The 16,354-nt window shown below is 68.5% G+C and carries 15 protein-coding genes and 1 pseudogene; 8 read left to right on the top strand and 8 right to left on the bottom strand.

The genetic code is table 11. The features are described 5' to 3' along the window. Window positions 1-125: 125 nt before the first annotated feature. Window positions 126-1,913, top strand: coding sequence for an NAD(P)/FAD-dependent oxidoreductase (locus JVH1_RS07840; protein ID WP_009478950.1), 1,788 nt, complete (start codon window positions 126-128; stop codon window positions 1,911-1,913). Next, window positions 1,910-3,160 carry a GAF domain-containing protein gene (locus tag JVH1_RS07835; RefSeq protein ID WP_016883463.1) on the top strand — a complete coding sequence of 417 codons (1,251 nt, stop codon included), beginning with the start codon at window positions 1,910-1,912 and terminating at the stop codon, window positions 3,158-3,160. Before JVH1_RS07840 ends, JVH1_RS07835 begins: the two co-directional genes overlap by 4 nt. Before the next feature lie 6 nt (window positions 3,161-3,166). Here the strand turns inward: JVH1_RS07835 and JVH1_RS07830 are convergent, their stop codons facing one another. The 3 genes and pseudogenes from JVH1_RS07830 to JVH1_RS07820 form a co-directional block, all read right to left on the bottom strand. Beyond that, window positions 3,167-4,639 (bottom strand): FAD-dependent oxidoreductase, encoded by a 1,473-nt coding sequence (locus tag JVH1_RS07830; protein ID WP_009478952.1) that lies wholly within the window; start codon window positions 4,637-4,639, stop codon window positions 3,167-3,169. 126 nt (window positions 4,640-4,765) lie between these two features. Continuing rightward, window positions 4,766-4,912: pseudogene (locus tag JVH1_RS07825) on the bottom strand (PPOX class F420-dependent oxidoreductase); the annotation flags it as partial. Window positions 4,913-4,933: 21 nt separating this feature from the next. Then, on the bottom strand, window positions 4,934-6,109 hold the full coding sequence (locus JVH1_RS07820) for an aminotransferase class V-fold PLP-dependent enzyme (RefSeq protein ID WP_009478953.1): 1,176 nt from the start codon (window positions 6,107-6,109) through the stop codon (window positions 4,934-4,936). A 146-nt stretch (window positions 6,110-6,255) separates the two neighbouring features. Here JVH1_RS07820 and egtA point away from each other — a divergent pair, with 146 nt between their 5' ends. From egtA to JVH1_RS07795, 5 genes are all read left to right on the top strand, one after another. Next, window positions 6,256-7,470 carry an ergothioneine biosynthesis glutamate--cysteine ligase EgtA gene (gene egtA / locus JVH1_RS07815; RefSeq protein ID WP_009478954.1) on the top strand — a complete coding sequence of 405 codons (1,215 nt, stop codon included), beginning with the start codon at window positions 6,256-6,258 and terminating at the stop codon, window positions 7,468-7,470. Further along, on the top strand, window positions 7,470-8,774 hold the full coding sequence (egtB, locus tag JVH1_RS07810; protein ID WP_009478955.1) for an ergothioneine biosynthesis protein EgtB: 1,305 nt from the start codon (window positions 7,470-7,472) through the stop codon (window positions 8,772-8,774). The genes egtA and egtB overlap by 1 nt, the downstream gene beginning before the upstream one ends. 1 nt (window position 8,775) lies before the next feature. Continuing rightward, the gene (egtC, locus tag JVH1_RS07805; RefSeq protein WP_009478956.1) at window positions 8,776-9,522 is read left to right on the top strand and encodes an ergothioneine biosynthesis protein EgtC; all 747 of its coding nucleotides are present in this window, start codon (window positions 8,776-8,778) and stop codon (window positions 9,520-9,522) included. Beyond that, on the top strand, window positions 9,519-10,493 hold the full coding sequence (gene egtD / locus JVH1_RS07800; RefSeq protein WP_009478957.1) for an L-histidine N(alpha)-methyltransferase: 975 nt from the start codon (window positions 9,519-9,521) through the stop codon (window positions 10,491-10,493). Before egtC ends, egtD begins: the two co-directional genes overlap by 4 nt. A 73-nt stretch (window positions 10,494-10,566) precedes the next feature. After that, window positions 10,567-11,760 carry a sorbosone dehydrogenase family protein gene (locus JVH1_RS07795; RefSeq protein ID WP_009478958.1) on the top strand — a complete coding sequence of 398 codons (1,194 nt, stop codon included), beginning with the start codon at window positions 10,567-10,569 and terminating at the stop codon, window positions 11,758-11,760. Between the two features lie 10 nt (window positions 11,761-11,770). Here JVH1_RS07795 and JVH1_RS07790 read toward each other — a convergent pair whose 3' ends face one another. Then, window positions 11,771-12,646, bottom strand: coding sequence for a cyclase family protein (locus JVH1_RS07790; protein ID WP_009478959.1), 876 nt, complete (start codon window positions 12,644-12,646; stop codon window positions 11,771-11,773). A gap of 144 nt (window positions 12,647-12,790) precedes the next feature. On the opposite strand from JVH1_RS07790, the gene JVH1_RS07785 reads away from it, so the two are divergent. Next, entirely contained in the window at window positions 12,791-13,276 is a 486-nt protein-coding gene (locus JVH1_RS07785) for a hypothetical protein (RefSeq protein ID WP_043781817.1), read from the top strand. Between the two features lie 99 nt (window positions 13,277-13,375). Here JVH1_RS07785 and JVH1_RS07780 read toward each other — a convergent pair whose 3' ends face one another. Genes JVH1_RS07780 through JVH1_RS07765 form a run of 4 tightly spaced genes read right to left on the bottom strand, consistent with a single transcriptional unit; the run spans window position 13,376 to window position 16,330 of the window. Further along, window positions 13,376-13,954 (bottom strand): TetR/AcrR family transcriptional regulator, encoded by a 579-nt coding sequence (locus tag JVH1_RS07780; protein ID WP_009478962.1) that lies wholly within the window; start codon window positions 13,952-13,954, stop codon window positions 13,376-13,378. Further along, on the bottom strand, window positions 13,951-15,171 hold the full coding sequence (locus tag JVH1_RS07775; protein ID WP_043781819.1) for a cytochrome P450: 1,221 nt from the start codon (window positions 15,169-15,171) through the stop codon (window positions 13,951-13,953). The genes JVH1_RS07780 and JVH1_RS07775 overlap by 4 nt, the downstream gene beginning before the upstream one ends. A 54-nt stretch (window positions 15,172-15,225) precedes the next feature. Then, the gene (locus JVH1_RS07770; protein WP_009478964.1) at window positions 15,226-15,612 is read right to left on the bottom strand and encodes a hypothetical protein; all 387 of its coding nucleotides are present in this window, start codon (window positions 15,610-15,612) and stop codon (window positions 15,226-15,228) included. Window positions 15,613-15,655: 43 nt separating this feature from the next. Then, window positions 15,656-16,330 (bottom strand): hypothetical protein, encoded by a 675-nt coding sequence (locus JVH1_RS07765; protein WP_009478965.1) that lies wholly within the window; start codon window positions 16,328-16,330, stop codon window positions 15,656-15,658. Window positions 16,331-16,354 lie beyond the last annotated feature (24 nt).

Genomic DNA, 16,354 nt, shown 5'->3' with positions numbered 1-16,354 from the left:
GTCCTCGGGAGGCTGCGCGGCGCCGAGGTGAGGTCGGTGCAATCCGATGCAACCCTGCCGCACCGTCCTTGTGACCCGTATCACAGAGGTATCGAACTTCTCGATTGCCGACGACGGAGGACACCATGACCGCCACACTCGACGCACCCGTCGACACCAACATCCCGCAGCCGGGTGACATCGCCCGGCGCTGGCTGGCCGGATTCGGTGCCACCCTCGAACGAGGCGACGCGCGCGGGGCCGCCCAGCACTTCCTGGTCGATGGTTGGTGGCGCGACCTGCTGTCGTTCACCTGGGATCTGCACACCGCACACGGTCGCGCGGACATCGAGTCGCGCCTCGCGGATTCGGTTCCGGTGCACGAGCCGCGCCACCTCGTCCTGTCACCCGCGCACCCCGCCGAGGCGGTGGCTGATCCGGAGGGCGACTGGATACAGGCCTTCTTCACATTCGAGACGACCCTGGCCCGCAGCCGCGGTTTCGTTCGGCTGAGGCGCGACGACGACGGAGAGTGGCGCGCCTGGACGTTGATCAGCGCGATGGAGGAGATCAAGGGCCACGAGGAGAAGAAGGGGCATCGGCGGGTTCAGGGCACGAATCACGGCGCCCACCGCGGCAAGATCAACTGGCTCGACCGGCGAACCGCCAAGGGCGAGTTCGAGACCGAGCAGCCGGCCGTCGTGATCGTCGGCGCCGGCCAGGGTGGTCTCGCCCTCGCCGCCCGTCTGGGACAGCTCGGAGTCGACACCCTGCTGGTGGAGCGAAACGACCGGATCGGTGACAGCTGGCGAAAGCGCTACCACTCGCTGGTCCTGCACGACCCGGTCTGGTACGACCACCTGCCGTACCTGAACTTCCCCGACCACTGGCCGGTGTTCACGCCCAAGGACAAGCTCGCGAACTGGTTCGAGTTCTACGCCGACGCAATGGAACTCAACGTGTGGACGGGAACCGAGTTCACCGGCGGCAGCTATGACGACGCCACCGGCGAATGGACCGTGACCGTCGCCCGCGACGACGGCTCCACCCGCACGCTGCACCCCCGGCACGTCGTCCTCGCCACGGGAATGAGTGGGGTGCCGAACATTCCGCGGATCGCTGGTGCCGACACGTTCGAGGGAACCATCGAGCATTCGAGCTGGTTCGTCGGCGGCCGGGAGATGCAGGGCAAGAAGGCCCTCGTCGTCGGCTGCTGCAACTCGGGCCACGACATCGCCCAGGAACTCAACGAGCAGGGTGCGGACGTGACCATCCTGCAGCGCTCGTCCACGTATGTGATGAGCAGCAAGCACGGCATCCCCGGACTGTTCGGCGGCGTGTACGAGGAGGGCGGGCCCGCGGTGCAGGACGCCGACCTGATCTTCGCGTCGCTGCCGTACCCGTTGCTCGCGGGAATTCACGCCGGGGCGACGGAGGCCATCGCCGAGAAGGACGCGGAGATGCTCGACGGTCTGCGGAAGGCCGGATTCAAGGTCGATTTCGGCGAGGACGGCAGTGGCCTGTTCATGAAGTACCTGCGACGCGGCGGCGGCTACTACATCGACGTCGGCGCATCCGAGCTGATCGCGAGCGGCGAGGTGTCGGTGAAGCAGGGAACCGAGATCGATCACTTCACCCCGGACGGGGTCGTGTTCGCCGACGGCACCGAGATGCCGGTGGACGTGGTGGTTCTCGCGACCGGATACAAGAACATGCGTGAGAGCGCCCGCAAGTTCCTCGGCGACGCGGTCGCGGACCGCTGCCAGGACGTCTGGGGCCTCGACGCCGAGGGCGAGCTGCGCACGGTGTGGCGCCGGTCCGGTCATCCGGGTTTCTGGTTCATGGCAGGCAACCTGCATCAGTCCCGGCACTACTCGAAGTATCTGGCCTTCCAGATCAAGGCCCAGGAGGAAGGGTTGCAGCCGATCCGATGACGGACAGTGGTGTGGCTCACAACGCCGGGGGTAGCCTCGGCGTTGTGAGCGCTGAACGTCCGACCGCAGACCGGCTGACCGCAGTGGCAAGCGGTGTGGATCTGCCGCGACATGCCCGGCTGCTCAGCCAGGTGCACGACGCCGTGCTGTCCGGGCAGCAGCCGCCCGCCCTTCCACGGGACGTGGTGGCGCGGTCGTGGTCCCGTCTGCAGGCCGGCGGTGTCAGCCCGGACCACTGCGCGGACGTGGAGCCCGCCGACTTCTCCGAGATCGAGGCGCGGCGCACCCGGACGGCGCTGCGAACCGTGCTCCCGGAACTGCGCAGCACGTTGACGCAGGTCGCGGACGATGCGAACTTCATCGTGGTCATCGCCGACGCCGACGGTGTCCTGTTGTGGCGGGAAGGTTCCCGCGGGGTCCGGAAAGCGGCTGATGCCCTGGGGTTCACAGAGGGTGCGCGCTGGGCGGAGCAGGCGGTCGGCACCAACGCGATCGGCACGGCGCTGATCGAAGATGCTGCGGTGCAACTGTTCTCGGCCGAGCACTATGCCCCCTCGCATCACGGCTGGTCGTGCACCGGGTCGCCGGTTCACGATCCGCGCACCGGTGAGATTCTCGGCGTGGTCGACATCAGTGGGTCGGCGATGTCGATCCACCCGACCACGGTCGCGCTCGTCCGCACCGCGGTGCGTCTGGCCGAGGCGACGCTGTGGCGTGAGCACACGGCGCAACTGGACAAGCTGCGCGGCAGGGCGGCACCGTTGCTGGCGTCGGCGGGCGGTCCGGCGCTGGTCGTCGACAAGCACGGGTGGGTCGCGGAGGCGAGTGGCATCGCGGCCCCGGAGCGGGTCTCGCCGCCGAGCCTGGACCGGCCACTGCTCGTCCCGGGGCTCGGGCTGTGCGTACCCGAACCGCTCGGCGACGGCTGGCTGGTGCGCAGGCGCGTCGACGGGACGGCCATCGAACTGGAACTCGACCTCGGCGACGCACCGCACGTGACGGTCCGGGGCGACGTCAACTGGACGCGGGCCCTCTCGCCCCGGCACGCCCAGATCCTGCGGGTGCTGTCGGTCGCGGGACCGGCGGGCGTCGACGCCGCCTCGCTCAGCGAATCGTTGTTCGGCGACCGCGACCACGTGGTGGCGGTCCGCGCCGAGGTCTCGCGTCTGCGCAAGAGTCTCGGCGCGGTCCTGAGCACCCAGCCGTACCGGTTCGCGGCCGGCGTGACGGTCCGGCTCGTCGGGTAGGCCCGGTCAGGCCTGCTTCGCGGCACTGATGCCGGCGCGGCGGCCGTAGAAGCTGCCGTCGCCGAGCGAGGTGCCGCTGGCGTAGCCGCCCGCGCACACGCCGGACGTGCACCGTCCCGCCGCGAAGAGGCCGGGGATCGGTTCGCCGGAGACGTGCAGTACCTCGGAGTTCAGGGTCGTCCGCAGGCCGCCGAGAGTGAAACCGAGGGTGAACCCGCGCAGGTCGAGTGCCGCGACGGGGGTGCCGATCGGCTTCACCCACTCGGACTTCTTGTGCAGCAGCGGGTCCGATCCTTCGGCGGCGTGCTTGTTGTACACCTCGACGGTCGACTGCAGTGCGCCGGCGGGCAGGCCCATGTCGGATTCGAGTTCCTCGACAGTCTCCGCCGCCCACTTCGGCTGGACGCGCAGGAACGGCGTGGCCGTGGTGGCGGCCGCGCCTTCCTCGTACGACGCCTCGTCGATGATGAGGAATGCCTGGTTGTCCTGGTGGAACAGGGTCATCTGGCCGATCCGCCCGGAGTAGGTGTCCTCCGGAACGTAGCGCTGCCCCCGGCCGTTGACGAGGATGCCGCGGACGATCAACTGGGGGTCGCAGACGAACGCGACCTCGGTGGCGTCCATGTGGGCGAGATCGGCGCCGAGGGCCTGCGCCATGAGGATCGACCGTCCGTCGTGCTCCTCGATGGCGGCACCGGGGCGGCCGATGAGTCGCGGCGCATGGGCCTCGATCATCTTGTCGTTGTAGGCGAAGCTGCCGGTGGCGAGGACGACGCCGCGGCGCGCCCGGACCGCCACCTCCTTGCCGTACTGCTTGGCGACGATCCCGACGACGCGACCGGTGTCGTCCGTGACGAGAGTCTGGACGCGCATGTCGTATTCGGCTCGGACCCCGAGCTTTTCGGCGGTCTCGACGAGCGGCTTCATCAGCATGTAGCCGCCGCCCTTCTCGCCGGTCCTCTTGCCGTCCATCTGCGGAACGTGGCCGCGCGGTGCGGGGGTCGCGATCTCGTTGAAAGGCGCCGCGTTCTCGCCGCCGGAGTACATGAGTCCGTCGTCGAACGGGGGTTCCCAGCCGGGTTCGCCCCAGAAGCTCTCCTTGAACGGGACACCGCAGTCGACGAGCCAGTTGTAGTGCTCGACGCTGCCCTCGCAGTAGTCGGTGATCTTCTCCTCGTCGGCGCCCGGGCCGAGCGCCGCCATCATGAACGTCTTCATGTTCTCGGGGGAGTCGTCGAACCCGCACGCCTTCTGCAGCGGCGTTCCTCCGCCGAGGTAGATGAAGCCGCCGGCGAGAGCGGCGGCACCGCCCCAGCCACTGGTGCGTTCGAGGACCAGGACGTCGGCGCCGGCGCGCGCGGCCTCGATGGAGGCGGCCACACCGGCGATGCCGTAACCGGCGACCACGACGTCGGCCTCGTAGTCCCACTCGGTGACCGTTGTTGCGGACCGGGGGCGGATCGGTGTGGCGTCGACCATGGGTGGAAGTCCTCTCGGGCGGTCACGGGTGTGGTGTGACGTGGGTTACCCTCAAACTGTAACCTGTTACAAAACCCGAATCGGTGGATCTCCCGGTCAGTGGGACGTCGCGTCCGGAGGTCGGCGAGCGCCCGCAGCCCGCGCCTCCTCGCCGGACAGCAGTCGCGCCGTGGCCTGCGCCTGCGGGCCCGTCGGCTTGCCGGACCACGTGCACGGACGGATCCGGACGTCGGGAAAAGTGCGCAGCCGCGTGTGCTCGGCCGCCCGGCCCGGGGGGAGTTCGCGCTTACTGCGCTAGTTCGCGAGCGTCCGCACCTCCGCGAGGAACCGGTCGAGGTCGTCCGGGGAGCAGAAATAGTGCGGCGATGCCCGCACCACGGCGTCCAGTCCGCGGGCGCTCATGTCCAGCAGTGTCGATCCGCGCAGGCTGGCTGTGACGGTGACGTTGCGGGCAGCCAGCTGTTTCCGGACGTCGCCGGGATCGAACCCGTCGACGGTGAACGAGACGATTCCGCAGCGGCGGGCGCCGAGGTCGCGCACGGTGACACCGGGGATCGCCGCGAGCCCCGACCGGAGGTGCTCGGCCCCGGCCGCAACGGCCGCCTCGACCTCGGCCACACCGAGGTCGAGGAGATAGTCGGCCGCCACCCCGAGTCCGAGGCGTGCGGCGACGTCGCATTCCCAGAATTCGAACCGGCTGGCATCGGTGGCGAGCCGGTACGCATCGGCCGCGGTCCACTCCGCGCTGTGCAGGTCGAGGGCGGCCGGCTCGAGGGTCGCGGCCAGTTCCGGCCGGACGTACAGGAAGCCGGTGCCCCGAGGTGCACGAAGCCATTTGCGGCCGGTGGCCGAGAGTGCGTCGACGCCCATCTCGCTCGCGTCGAGGGCGATCTGGCCGACGGACTGACACGCGTCGAGCAGCACCAGCGCGCCGTGCGAGTGTGCCAGCTCCGTCACCTCACGGACGGGATTGACCAGGCCGCCGTTGGTGGGCACGTGCACGAGGGACACGAGACGGACCCGGTCGTCGAGAAGCGTTTCGAGGGCGGCGACGTCGATCTGGCCTGCGGGGTCGCTGGGGATCACGTCGACCGTCGCGCCCACGGATCGGGCCCGCTGTAGGACGGCGATGGCGTTGCTGGCGTACTCGACCTCCGAGATCAGCACACGGTCCCCGGCCTCGAGCGGAACGGCATGGAAGAAGTCGTTCCAGGCGGTGGTGGCGCTGTCCACCAGGGCGATGCTGTCGGCGCTCGCCCCGATCAGCCGGCCAAGGGACGACTTCACGGCCGCGAGGTCGTCGGCCCGTTCGGCGGCCGCGACGTAGCCGCCCACGTCGGCCTCCCGGCGCAGGTGCGCGAACACGGCGTCCAGGACCGGGGTCGGCGGAAGCGAGGAGCCCGCGCTGTCGAGGAACACCTTGTCGAGGCAGCCCGGGGTGTCCCGTCGCGCCTGCTCGAGGTCGAGCATGTCCGATACCTCCCTTTTCGCGGTGACTGGACTCGAACGTACCCGTGCAGGTTCCTCGAAAAGTATGCCGATGGGGCGTGCATCGACGGCCGAGGCGCTCTAATGTCGATAACGACGTTCAGGCGGCGCCCGAAGGGGAGGGTCGAATGGCTACTGCAGTTCAGTCCGTCGAGGCAACGTGTTTCACGTCGCGGCCGGCGGCGGAGGCGTACCTGGGTGGTGTCTGCTTCAAACTGGGGCCACCGCAGCTGATCGGCGCGGAATTGGAGTGGCTGACCGCGCAACTGCCGGAATACGTGCGCCCCGACCTCGCCGCTCTCGCCGAAGCTCTCGGGCCGCACACCCCCAGAACCATCGATCCTACTTCTCCTGCTCAGCCCCTTCCCGGTGGCAGCGCCGTCACGGTCGAACCCGGCGGACAGATCGAACTGTCCAGCGCCCCCTATTACTCCGCACGCGAACTGTGCGACTATCTCGCCGCCGATCAGGCGGTTCTCACGGACCTGTTGTCTTCCCGATCGATCCTCATGTCGTCCGAGGCCGCGGACACCCGCCGGCCCGCGCAACGTCTCCTCCAATCGCCGCGCTACTGCGCCATGGAATCCCGTTTCACCGGCATCGGGCCCTTCGGGAAGCTGATGATGTGCAACACCGCCGCAACGCAGATCAGCGTGGACGCCGGGGCCGATCCGGTTGCGGTGGAGAAGCGGTGGCACCTGCTTCATGCCATCGGTCCCGCATTGATCGCGGCCTTCGCGTGTTCGCCGCGGCTCTACGGGGTACCCGACGGGCAATGGGCGTCGCAGCGGATGCGAACGTGGCTCGAACTCGATTCGCCGCGCACCATCGGAACCCCGCACGTCGCGGACTATGCGGGGTGGGTGCTGGACGTGCCGTTGCTGTGCATCCGCAACGACGGAACGGACTGGACAGCGCCCGACGGTGCAACTTTCGCGGACTGGGTCGAGGGCGCACTGGATGACGTGATCGGTCGCCCGACGCCCGCCGACCTCGACTACCACCTCACCACCCTGTTTCCGCCCGTGCGCGCGGCCGGTCATCTCGAGGTGCGGTACCTCGACGCGCAACCGGGCGACCAGTGGCGGGTTCCCATCGCGGCGATCGACGCGCTGCTGTCGGGCCCGGGCGCCATGGCCGAGGCGCTCGACGCGGCGCTGCCCACCGCCGAACGCTGGCGGGACGCGGCCGAGTTCGGCCTGGCCGACCTCGAATTGCGCGCTGCGGCAACAGCTCTGCTGTCGCTGGCGGCGGCGTACTCGCCCGACCCCGAATTCGTCAGACTGCTCGATGCCGGCGCCGAACGATGTTGCCAGGGCCAGGCGCCGAGCGAGGAATGCTGATGGGTACCCGCGAGAAGATCGAGACGGTGTTGACACGGGCGCGGGAGCGCACCGCGGGGTTGACGGACTGTGTGGGCGGGGAGGACCTCGTTGCACAGCATTCCCCGTTGATGAGCCCGCTCGTGTGGGATCTCGCGCACATCGGCAATCAGGAAGAGCTGTGGCTCGTGCGGGACGTCGGTGGACGGGAACCGGTCCGCCGCGACATCGACGAGTTGTACGACGCATTCAAACATTCGAGGAACTCCCGGCCGTCCCTGCCGCTGCTGGACCCGGACGAGGCCAGGGAATACGTACGTACCGTTCGAGACAAGTCGTGGGATGTTCTCGACCGCAGCACGTTCCGGGGCCGGCCGCTCGAGGAGAACGGATTCGCGTTCGGCATGATCGCGCAGCACGAGCAGCAGCATGCCGAAACGATGCTCGCCACCCATCAACTGCGCACCGGCCCGGCTGTGCTGGCCGCGGAGAGCGCACCGCGTGTCGGCGGGGCGATCGACGAGGACGAAGTGGTCATTCCCTCCGGCGAATTCACGATGGGAACGTCGGACGATCCGTGGGCGCTCGACAACGAGAGGTCCGCGCACCGCGTGCACGTTCCGGCGTTCGTGATCGACGCCGTCCCCGTCACCAACGGCCGCTACCTCGAGTTCATGGACGACGGAGGTTACGCGCGGCCCGAGTTGTGGAGTGAGCGGGGATGGGCGCACCGCCTCGAAGCCGGGTTGGATGCTCCCCAGTTCTGGGAGAACGACGGCTGCGGAACCTGGTGGCGACAGAGGTTCGGGGTGACCGAGCCGATCCATCTCCAGGAACCGGTCGTGCACGTCTGCTACTTCGAGGCCGAGGCGTTCGCACGCTGGGACGGCAAGAGACTTCCGACCGAAGCCGAATGGGAGAAGGCCGCGCGGTGGGATCCGTTCACCGGCCGGTCGCGCCGATTCCCTTGGGGCGAAGCCGAACCCGACTCCTCGCTCGCCAATCTCGGGCAACGTCACCTCGGTCCCGCGGTGGTCGGGGCCTATCCGTCGGGGGCATCCCCGCTCGGCGTCCATCAGCTGATCGGCGACGTGTGGGAGTGGACGTCGTCGCCGTTCGAGCCCTATCCCGGGTTCTCGGCGTTTCCGTACCGCGAGTACTCGGAGGTGTTCTACGGCGGCGACTACCGCGTGCTGCGCGGCGGTTCGTTCGGCACCGATCCGGTAGCGTGCCGTGGGACGTTCCGCAACTGGGACCACCCGATCCGGAGGCAGATCTTCTCCGGATTCCGCTGTGCTCGGGACCTTCCGGGGGACGACCGCTGAGATGTGCCGACACCTGGGCTATCTGGGACCGGAACAGTCGGTGGGCGACCTCTTGAGTCGCGGCGAGAACTCGCTCCTGCGCCAGTCCTACGCGCCACGCGACATGAGAGGTGGCGGGACCGTCAACGCCGACGGATTCGGTGTGGGCTGGTGGGGATCGGACGGTTTCTCCCGCTACCGCAGTGCCCAGCCGCTCTGGTCCGACCCCGTCGTGCGAGAGACGTTGCCGAACATCCGCTCCCGCGCCGTGGTGGCCGCCGCACGGTCGGCGACGGTCGGGATGCCCGTGCAACACACGGCCTGCGCGCCGTTCTCCGACGAGACCTGGGCCTTCAGCCACAACGGGGTGGTCCGCGGGTGGCCGGAGTCGCTTGGCGCGCTCGCCGCGGAGCTCCCCGTGAACGATCTGCTGCAACTCGAGGCACCGACCGACTCGGCCGCGTTGTGGCTGCTCCTACGCCGGGCGCTCGGCGAGCAGGACCCCGAGAAGGCGATGAGTGCGCTCGTACAGGACGTCGTCGCTGCGGCCCCGAACTCGCGATTGAATCTGCTGCTGGGCAACGGCAGTGAACTGTGGGCCACCACCTGGCATCACTCGCTGTCGGCGCTCGTCGACGACGAGCGGGCCATCGTGATGTCCGAACCCTACGACGACAACCCCGCATGGCAATCGATTCCGGACCGTCACTTCGTCAGCGCACGTCCCGGACACCTGATCGTCACCCCGCTCGAGATGGGAGCACGATGACCACCACACCGACCCTCGAGGTGTACCTGCAACCCGAGCAGCTGAAGGCCGCTCTGTGCAAGGACGCCACCGTCGGGCTCACGTCGAACCCGAAATGGCTGCCTCCCAAATACTTCTACGACGCCCGCGGGAGCGAGCTGTTCGAGCAGATCACCGCGTTGCCCGAATACTTCCCGACGCGTACGGAACGGGAACTGCTCAGACGATATTCGGGGGAGATCGCCGAGGTCACGGCGCCGGAGATTCTCGTGGAACTCGGATCCGGGTCGTCGGAGAAGACACGGCTCCTGCTGGGCGCCGCTACGCGGCACGGAAGTCTCCATACGTACGTACCGCAGGACGTGTCGGTGTCCGCTCTCGAGGGTGCGGCAGAGCAGATCGGCGTGGAGTTCCCGCATCTGACCGTGCGCGGCGTCGTCAGCGACTTCACCGAGTCGCTGCACCACCTTCCACGCGGTGGCCGCCGCACGATCGCGTTCCTCGGGGGAACCCTCGGAAACATGGTGCCGGCCGAGCGGGCGGAGTTCCTCTCCGGAATCGCCGACGTCCTCGAACCGGGGGAGCACCTCCTCCTCGGTGTCGGATTGGTGATCGATCCCGCCGTCCTCGTCCCCGCATACGACGACGCCGCCGGGGTGACGGCCCAGTTCAACCGCAACGTCCTGCAGGTACTCAACACGCAGCTCGACGCCGACTTCCCGGTGGACGAGTTCCGGCACGTCGCGCTGTGGGACGCCGACAACGAGTGGATCGAGATGCGGCTCGAGGCCGAGCGTGCGATGTCGATCCGCGTGGGCGAGCTGGATCTGGACGTGGAGTTCACAGCGGGTGAGCAGCTGCGGACGGAGATCTCGGCCAAGTTCACCCTCGACGGGATCCGACGGGAGCTGGCGGAGGCGGGATTCGACGTCGAACGCACCTGGACCGATCCCGACGACCGCTTCGCGCTGGTGTGCGCCGCGCGGAACTGACCGGCAAGATCAACTTCGGGCACGATCGCGCTTATAGTGACCGCGTAGTGCGCAATCGACCCGAGGAGAACTTGTGCGTCCTTCGAAGCTCGCTGTCCTCGCTCTCGCCACCGCGTCCGTGATCGGACTCCCCGCCGCACAGGTCTCCGCTCAGCCGCTGCCCTTCCCGTTCGACACGGGAAGCCTCGGTTCGGGTAGCGACGGCCCGGGAATTCCCACGGAGGACACCCTTCCGGCGCTGACGGTCACTCCGGTTCTCGACGGGCTCGACCATCCGTGGGACGCGGTGCAGGCCCCGGACGGCGCCGTCCTCACCGGTCAACGGTCGGGCGGGTTCTTCGTCCGGCGTGCGGACGGAAGCACCGGCCCGGTCACCGCCGATCTCTCGGACCTGTACGCGCAGTCCGAGACCGGGTTGATGGGTATCGCCCTCGCGAGCAATTTCGCGAACACGCGCACCCTGTACACGTGCCAGGGATTCCAGGGAGGTGGCGTCACCGACATCCGGATCCAGTCGTGGACCGTCGACGCCGGCTGGACGACGCTGACCCGCGGTTCCGCAATTCTGACCGGAATCCCCGTCAACGAGGGACGTCACGGCGGTTGCCGGATACTGACGGCCGCCGACGGCACCCTGTTCATCGGCACCGGCGACACGGCGCAGCCGACCGTGTCACAGGATCCGAACTCGCTGGGCGGCAAGACCCTCCACATCAATACGGACGGCACCCCCGCAGCCGGAAATCCGGACCCGGCGAGCCCCGTCTACACCCTGGGGCACCGGAACGCGCAGGGTCTCGCGCAGCAGCCCGGCACGGGCCGCATCTACGCCGTGGATCAGGGAACGACCCGCGACGACGAGGTGAACCTCCTGGTCGCGGGAGGGAACTACGGCTACAAGCCCGATCGGATCCCCGGCATCTACGACGAATCCGTACCGATGACGGATCCGTCGCGCGTCCCCGGAGCTGTTGCCGCGGCGTGGAGTTCGGGCAGCACGACCCTCGCAACCGGAAGTGCCGCCTTCGTGACCGGCCCCGGCTGGGGACCGTGGGACGGCGCACTCGTCATGGGCGGCCTCAAGACGAAGCAACTGATCTTCCTGCGTCTCGCCGCGGACGGGCAGTCGGTGACGGCGCAGACGTTCGGCCTGCAGAACCAGTACGGTCGACTCCGGTCGGTCACCCCGACCGCCGACGGTTCGCTGCTCGTCACCACGGACAACGGTTCCACCGACCAGGTTCTCCGCGTCACCCCGCAAGGCTGACCTTCACACGTCAGAACCACGCGAGGGTCCGGCAGGGACCGCCGGATCCTCCTGCGTGGGTGGGGGCGCCGACCATGACGGTTGCGCCGGACGGCGGAACCTGTGACAGATTCGCGAGAGCTTCCACCGCGTACTTCCCGGCGCCGAGTGCCGCGAGATGCGCTCCGTACGTGGTGCTACGCCCCGCGTCGACACTGAGGGTGTCCGATCCCAACGCGACGATGTCGCGTTCCCGGACGAGGAACTCGACGGCGTCCGGGTCGAATCCGGGTGTGTGCTGCACACCCGTGGTGTCCTGATTGGTGAACGTCGCGGGCTGAGCGGCGCGGCTGTCCCATCCCGAGTTCATCGCCACCATGCAGCGGTCGGGGAGTGGACCGTGATCGGACTCCCAGTCGAGGAGATCCTGCCGGGTGAGCAGCGTGTCGTTGTCGGCTCGGGCCCGCACCGAAATGTCCACGACGGCGAGCGGTACCACCAGGTCGCGGGGCGGAATCTGTTCGACGGTGAGGCCGTTCACGCTCGCATGCGCCGGCGCGTCGACGTGCGTGCCGGTGTGCTCGTCGTAGCGGAGTTCGTTCTTGTAGAACACACTGGGAGCGCCGATTGCGACGGAGCCGAGCAGAATCGGAGCGCCACCGATCCGCGCCACCGCTCGCATCGCGAACTGCTGGGCGCCGGGCCACACGGGAAAGCTGGGAGTGAGCACATGGGTGAGGTCGACGATCGACGCCTCCGATGTCGGGGCAGCTGATGCCGTCGCCGGTGCGACCGCTGCCGCCAGTGCTGCCGCGCCCACCGCTCCGAACAACGACCGTCGACTCATCGGGGCGCCGCGTTTCTCGATGGTTCCGTAGACGTGAGTCATGATGCGGGGCGAGCACATACGCGGCTCCTTCGCTGGTCGGTCGCGGTTCGCTACATCATAGGGTTCGCCGCGCCGGTATCCCGGAGTGCGCACGTGCGACGTGGTCGATCGATACAGTCGAAGAGCCGGAACATGATTCCACGACGTGACGAAGGGTTGACCATGGCAACGAGGAACAGACGTCTCGGCACGATCGTCGGCACCTGCGCCGCAGCGGTGGCGCTCACCACCGCGTCCGCCGGCATCGCCGCCGCCGTACCGGATCCGGTGTCGGTGACCACGACGGCGTTCCAGGTCCCGTTCACCGGGGTCATCGGTGACCCGTTTCCCTTCGCCACGGTGTCGCTCGCCGCATCCACCGGCGCGAGTCCGGGACCGGGCGTCGCGCGGCTGTCGGCGACGAGCATGTGCCCGGCGTTCACCCCGGGAGCGAACTGCACGACGTACACCTCCGCAGCCACGGTGCGGTGGCTCAATCTCAGCACGGGGGCGACCGGAACAGTGACCGTTCCGTCGGGCAGTTTCGGAATGCCGGGCAGAGAACCGGTCGTCGACGTGCCCACAGGGTCGGGGCACGTGACGGCGACCGTCCTCGGCGAATCCTCGGCGACGATCGTTCCGGGCCTGGGGTACTTCTTCGTCCCCTGAGCGTCCTCGCGGATCCCCGCGCTGCTCCGCCCCCGCACGAACGGGACGCTTGTTGCGTCAGATCGAACGAGCGTCCCGTTCGTCCGGAGGTGGCAGGTGTCAGGCGCGTCCGGAGTCGTGCTCGGCGAGTGCCGGTGCGACGAACTGCTCGAGCATCGTGCGTTCGTCGGTGTCGTCGACGCCCGGGACGGTGAGCAGGGAGACGATGATCCGGACGAGCCACCGTGCCTTTCGGGACGTCTCGTCGCTGGAGAACCCCGCCTGCCCCAGGAAGGCGGAGCCCAGCGATTCGATGACGTCCGACGAGTGCGCGATCTGCGCGGCGAGTCCGGAGTCGCCGAGCTGGAACCAGGCGGCCAGAGTCGGGTCGGCGCGCACCAGCCGGATCGCGGCCAGCATCGCCTCCACGATCACATCCTTCGGATCACCGGCCGCGGATACCTCCTCCGCGACCAGCGCGCCGATGCGCCGGGCCTCGCGGTGAACGAACGCCAGCTGCAGCGACTGCCTGCTGTCGAAGTAGCGGTACAGCGTGGCCCGGGAACATCCGGCCGCCCGTGCGACCTCGGCCATACCGACGGCCGCGATGCCGTTCTCGACATACAGCTGGGCCGCGACGTCGAGGATCCGCTCGGCGGCGAGGCGGGGGCGTTCGTCCCGCATCCAGTCGGCGGTCATGCTTCACGCACCCGGAACGGGACGCTCGTCGGGCGGCGCACGTAATTGCCGTCCGCATAGACGACGGCGTCGATGTCGACGGTGAAATCGGGGCAGCGGGCCAGCAGTTCCTCGAGCGCGATCCGCGCCTGCATCCGTGCCGCGGCCGCACCGAGGCAGTGGTGGGCCCCATGGCTGAAGGTGAGGATCTGCTTCGGACTGCGATGCACGTCCAGGACCTCGGCATCCGGTCCGAACCGGCGCGGATCGCGGTTGGCGGAGCCGTACAGCAGGAGTACCTTCCGTCCCTCGGGAACGACGGTGCCGTCGATCTCGACCTCGCGGGTCACCGTGCGGGCGAGGCCCTGGACGGGGGCGGTGAGCCGGAGCAATTCCTCGACGGCGTCACCGACGAGCTCCGGATGTTCGATCAGGTCGCGTCGCTGATCCCGGTGCTCGGTGAGCAACTGGACTGCGCCGCCGAGCATCCCGGTGGTGGTGTCGTTGCCGCCGGTGACCATCGTGAACGCGAAACCGAGGATGGAGAGCAGCCCGGTGATGTCGCCGTCGGCTCCCATCCCGCCCGCGACGAGGTGCGAGATCGTGTCGTCTCCGGGGTCGGTGCGCCGCCGCTCGATCAGTCCGGTGAAGTAGCCCATCAGTTCGGTGACCGCACCCGTCGCCTGCAGCGTGTCGCCCTGCGCATTGGCCGCGACGATGGCCTCGGTCCACCCGTCGAACTGCGCCCGGTCCTCGTCGGGGACACCGAGGTAGTGGGCGACGACCATGCTCGGCAGCGGCTTGAACAGTTCCTTCACCACATCGCCCTCGCCTGCCTCCCGCAGTTGTTCGATGCGCTCCACCACGAACGCCCGGACGTCCGGCTCGACGGCGGTGACCTGCCGTGGGGTGAATCCCTTCGACACGAGACGGCGGAACGCGGTGTGGTCGGGCGGGTCGAGCATCACCAGCGGCGGATTGTCCTGCAGGCCGATCTTCTCCAGCTCGCCGTATGTCGTGGTGAGGCCGGCGGCGGAGGAGAACGTCTCGGGGTCCCGGGCCGCCGCGTAGACGTCGGCGTGCCGGGACAACACCCAGTAGTCGTTGCCGGGTGCGTCCTCGGGGACGACGTGATGGACGGGGTCGTGGTCGCGCAGGCCTGCGTACATCTGCCACGGGGCACGCCACGACTGTCCGGACCTCGGTACGAACGAAACGCTCGACACATGTGTGGTCATGTATCGATGGTGAGACACATTGCCCATTGTGTCAATGGTGCGGCCGCGGGCGCTCTAGCCGAACAGGGCGAACGCCACGACAGCGAGGATCAGGACGAGTACCGGTGTGAGGATGAGCAGCAACCCGAACAGTCCGGGATTCTTCACCGGCCGATGGTCGATCGCGCCCTTGCTGAAACTGCTGAACGGCGACGCGTAGTACACCGGGGGAGCCGGGTGGTACCGGTTGTCGACGGTGATCTGCGCCCTGCCCTGCTCCCAGATCCACGGGACCGAGATCTGGATGTGGTGCACGCCCGGCGGTGCCGGAATTTCGTTGTGTCCCCATCGAAGCGGCACGGGATGGCCGTTGATGCGGGCATTGGGGGTCACCAGCATCGGGCCCATCGGCGGCTTCTTCGCGTCGATGACGAGCGCGGTGGGTGAGGAGGCGGGCTGCATGAAGGGCGAGAGTATCACCCGGACGCAGCCCGAAAAGTACGGCCTACTGGCCGGCCGCGATCCGGGCCTTCTCCAGCGCCGCGAGGGTGCGGAGCACGGTGGCGCGCTGCTTCTCGAGGTCGCTGATTCGAGCACGCGCGGCAAGGCCGGCGGGCTCGCCGATCAGGTTCATCTGGGCGTCGATGGCCGAGAGCTGATCGAGCAGGCCCGTGACGCGCGATTCGAGTGCGGCGACGTCGACGGCATCGGTGCGCACCGGTGCCACCGGCGGGGTGGCCGACGTGCGGGACGCACTCGGGCGGGTCGACGCGGAGGCCGACGACGTTCCGGAATGAGCGGTGCTGCGCGGCTCCGACACCACACTGGCCGCCCGGGGGCGCAGGGCCTTGCGGACGGCCGCCGGGTCCGGGAGTTCCGCGAGCTTCATCTCGTTGAGTTCGCGGCGGGCGTCGCGGGCGTTGACCCGGTGCTCACGCTCTTCGTCGTCGTCCGACTGCAACGTTCCGCCGAGCGGACGCAGACCGTACATGCCCAGGAAGCGGCGGGCCTCGTCGATGACCGATTCCTTCTCGCGGCAAGTGCCACAGCGAGGTTCGTTACGGAACATCTCGACGGCGTTGTCGTCTCCGCACCACACGCACGCCCCCGGCGACCAACGCCGGACGTTTCGAATTGCAGCGATATCGATAGGGCCGGAGAGAGTCTGCGCGTCGATCACGACGAGCCACAGTAGGGGAATTCG

The sequence above is a fragment of the Rhodococcus sp. JVH1 genome, assembly GCF_000280725.2.
Lineage (GTDB): Bacteria > Actinomycetota > Actinomycetes > Mycobacteriales > Mycobacteriaceae > Rhodococcus_F > Rhodococcus_F jostii_A.
This window is presented reverse-complemented; position numbering and strand designations above follow the sequence as displayed.

Coding starts and splice junctions, on each gene's coding strand:
- JVH1_RS07820 (WP_009478953.1), bottom strand. CDS start 6,109: ATGCTCGACCTCGAGCAGGCGCGACGGGACACCCCGGGCTGCCTCGAC.
- egtA (WP_009478954.1), top strand. CDS start 6,256: ATGGCTACTGCAGTTCAGTCCGTCGAGGCAACGTGTTTCACGTCGCGG.
- JVH1_RS07830 (WP_009478952.1), bottom strand. CDS start 4,639: ATGGTCGACGCCACACCGATCCGCCCCCGGTCCGCAACAACGGTCACC.
- JVH1_RS07840 (WP_009478950.1), top strand. CDS start 126: ATGACCGCCACACTCGACGCACCCGTCGACACCAACATCCCGCAGCCG.
- egtB (WP_009478955.1), top strand. CDS start 7,470: ATGGGTACCCGCGAGAAGATCGAGACGGTGTTGACACGGGCGCGGGAG.
- JVH1_RS07835 (WP_016883463.1), top strand. CDS start 1,910: ATGACGGACAGTGGTGTGGCTCACAACGCCGGGGGTAGCCTCGGCGTT.
- egtC (WP_009478956.1), top strand. CDS start 8,776: ATGTGCCGACACCTGGGCTATCTGGGACCGGAACAGTCGGTGGGCGAC.
- egtD (WP_009478957.1), top strand. CDS start 9,519: ATGACCACCACACCGACCCTCGAGGTGTACCTGCAACCCGAGCAGCTG.
- JVH1_RS07785 (WP_043781817.1), top strand. CDS start 12,791: ATGGCAACGAGGAACAGACGTCTCGGCACGATCGTCGGCACCTGCGCC.
- JVH1_RS07780 (WP_009478962.1), bottom strand. CDS start 13,954: ATGACCGCCGACTGGATGCGGGACGAACGCCCCCGCCTCGCCGCCGAG.
- JVH1_RS07790 (WP_009478959.1), bottom strand. CDS start 12,646: ATGTGCTCGCCCCGCATCATGACTCACGTCTACGGAACCATCGAGAAA.
- JVH1_RS07775 (WP_043781819.1), bottom strand. CDS start 15,171: ATGACCACACATGTGTCGAGCGTTTCGTTCGTACCGAGGTCCGGACAG.
- JVH1_RS07770 (WP_009478964.1), bottom strand. CDS start 15,612: ATGCAGCCCGCCTCCTCACCCACCGCGCTCGTCATCGACGCGAAGAAG.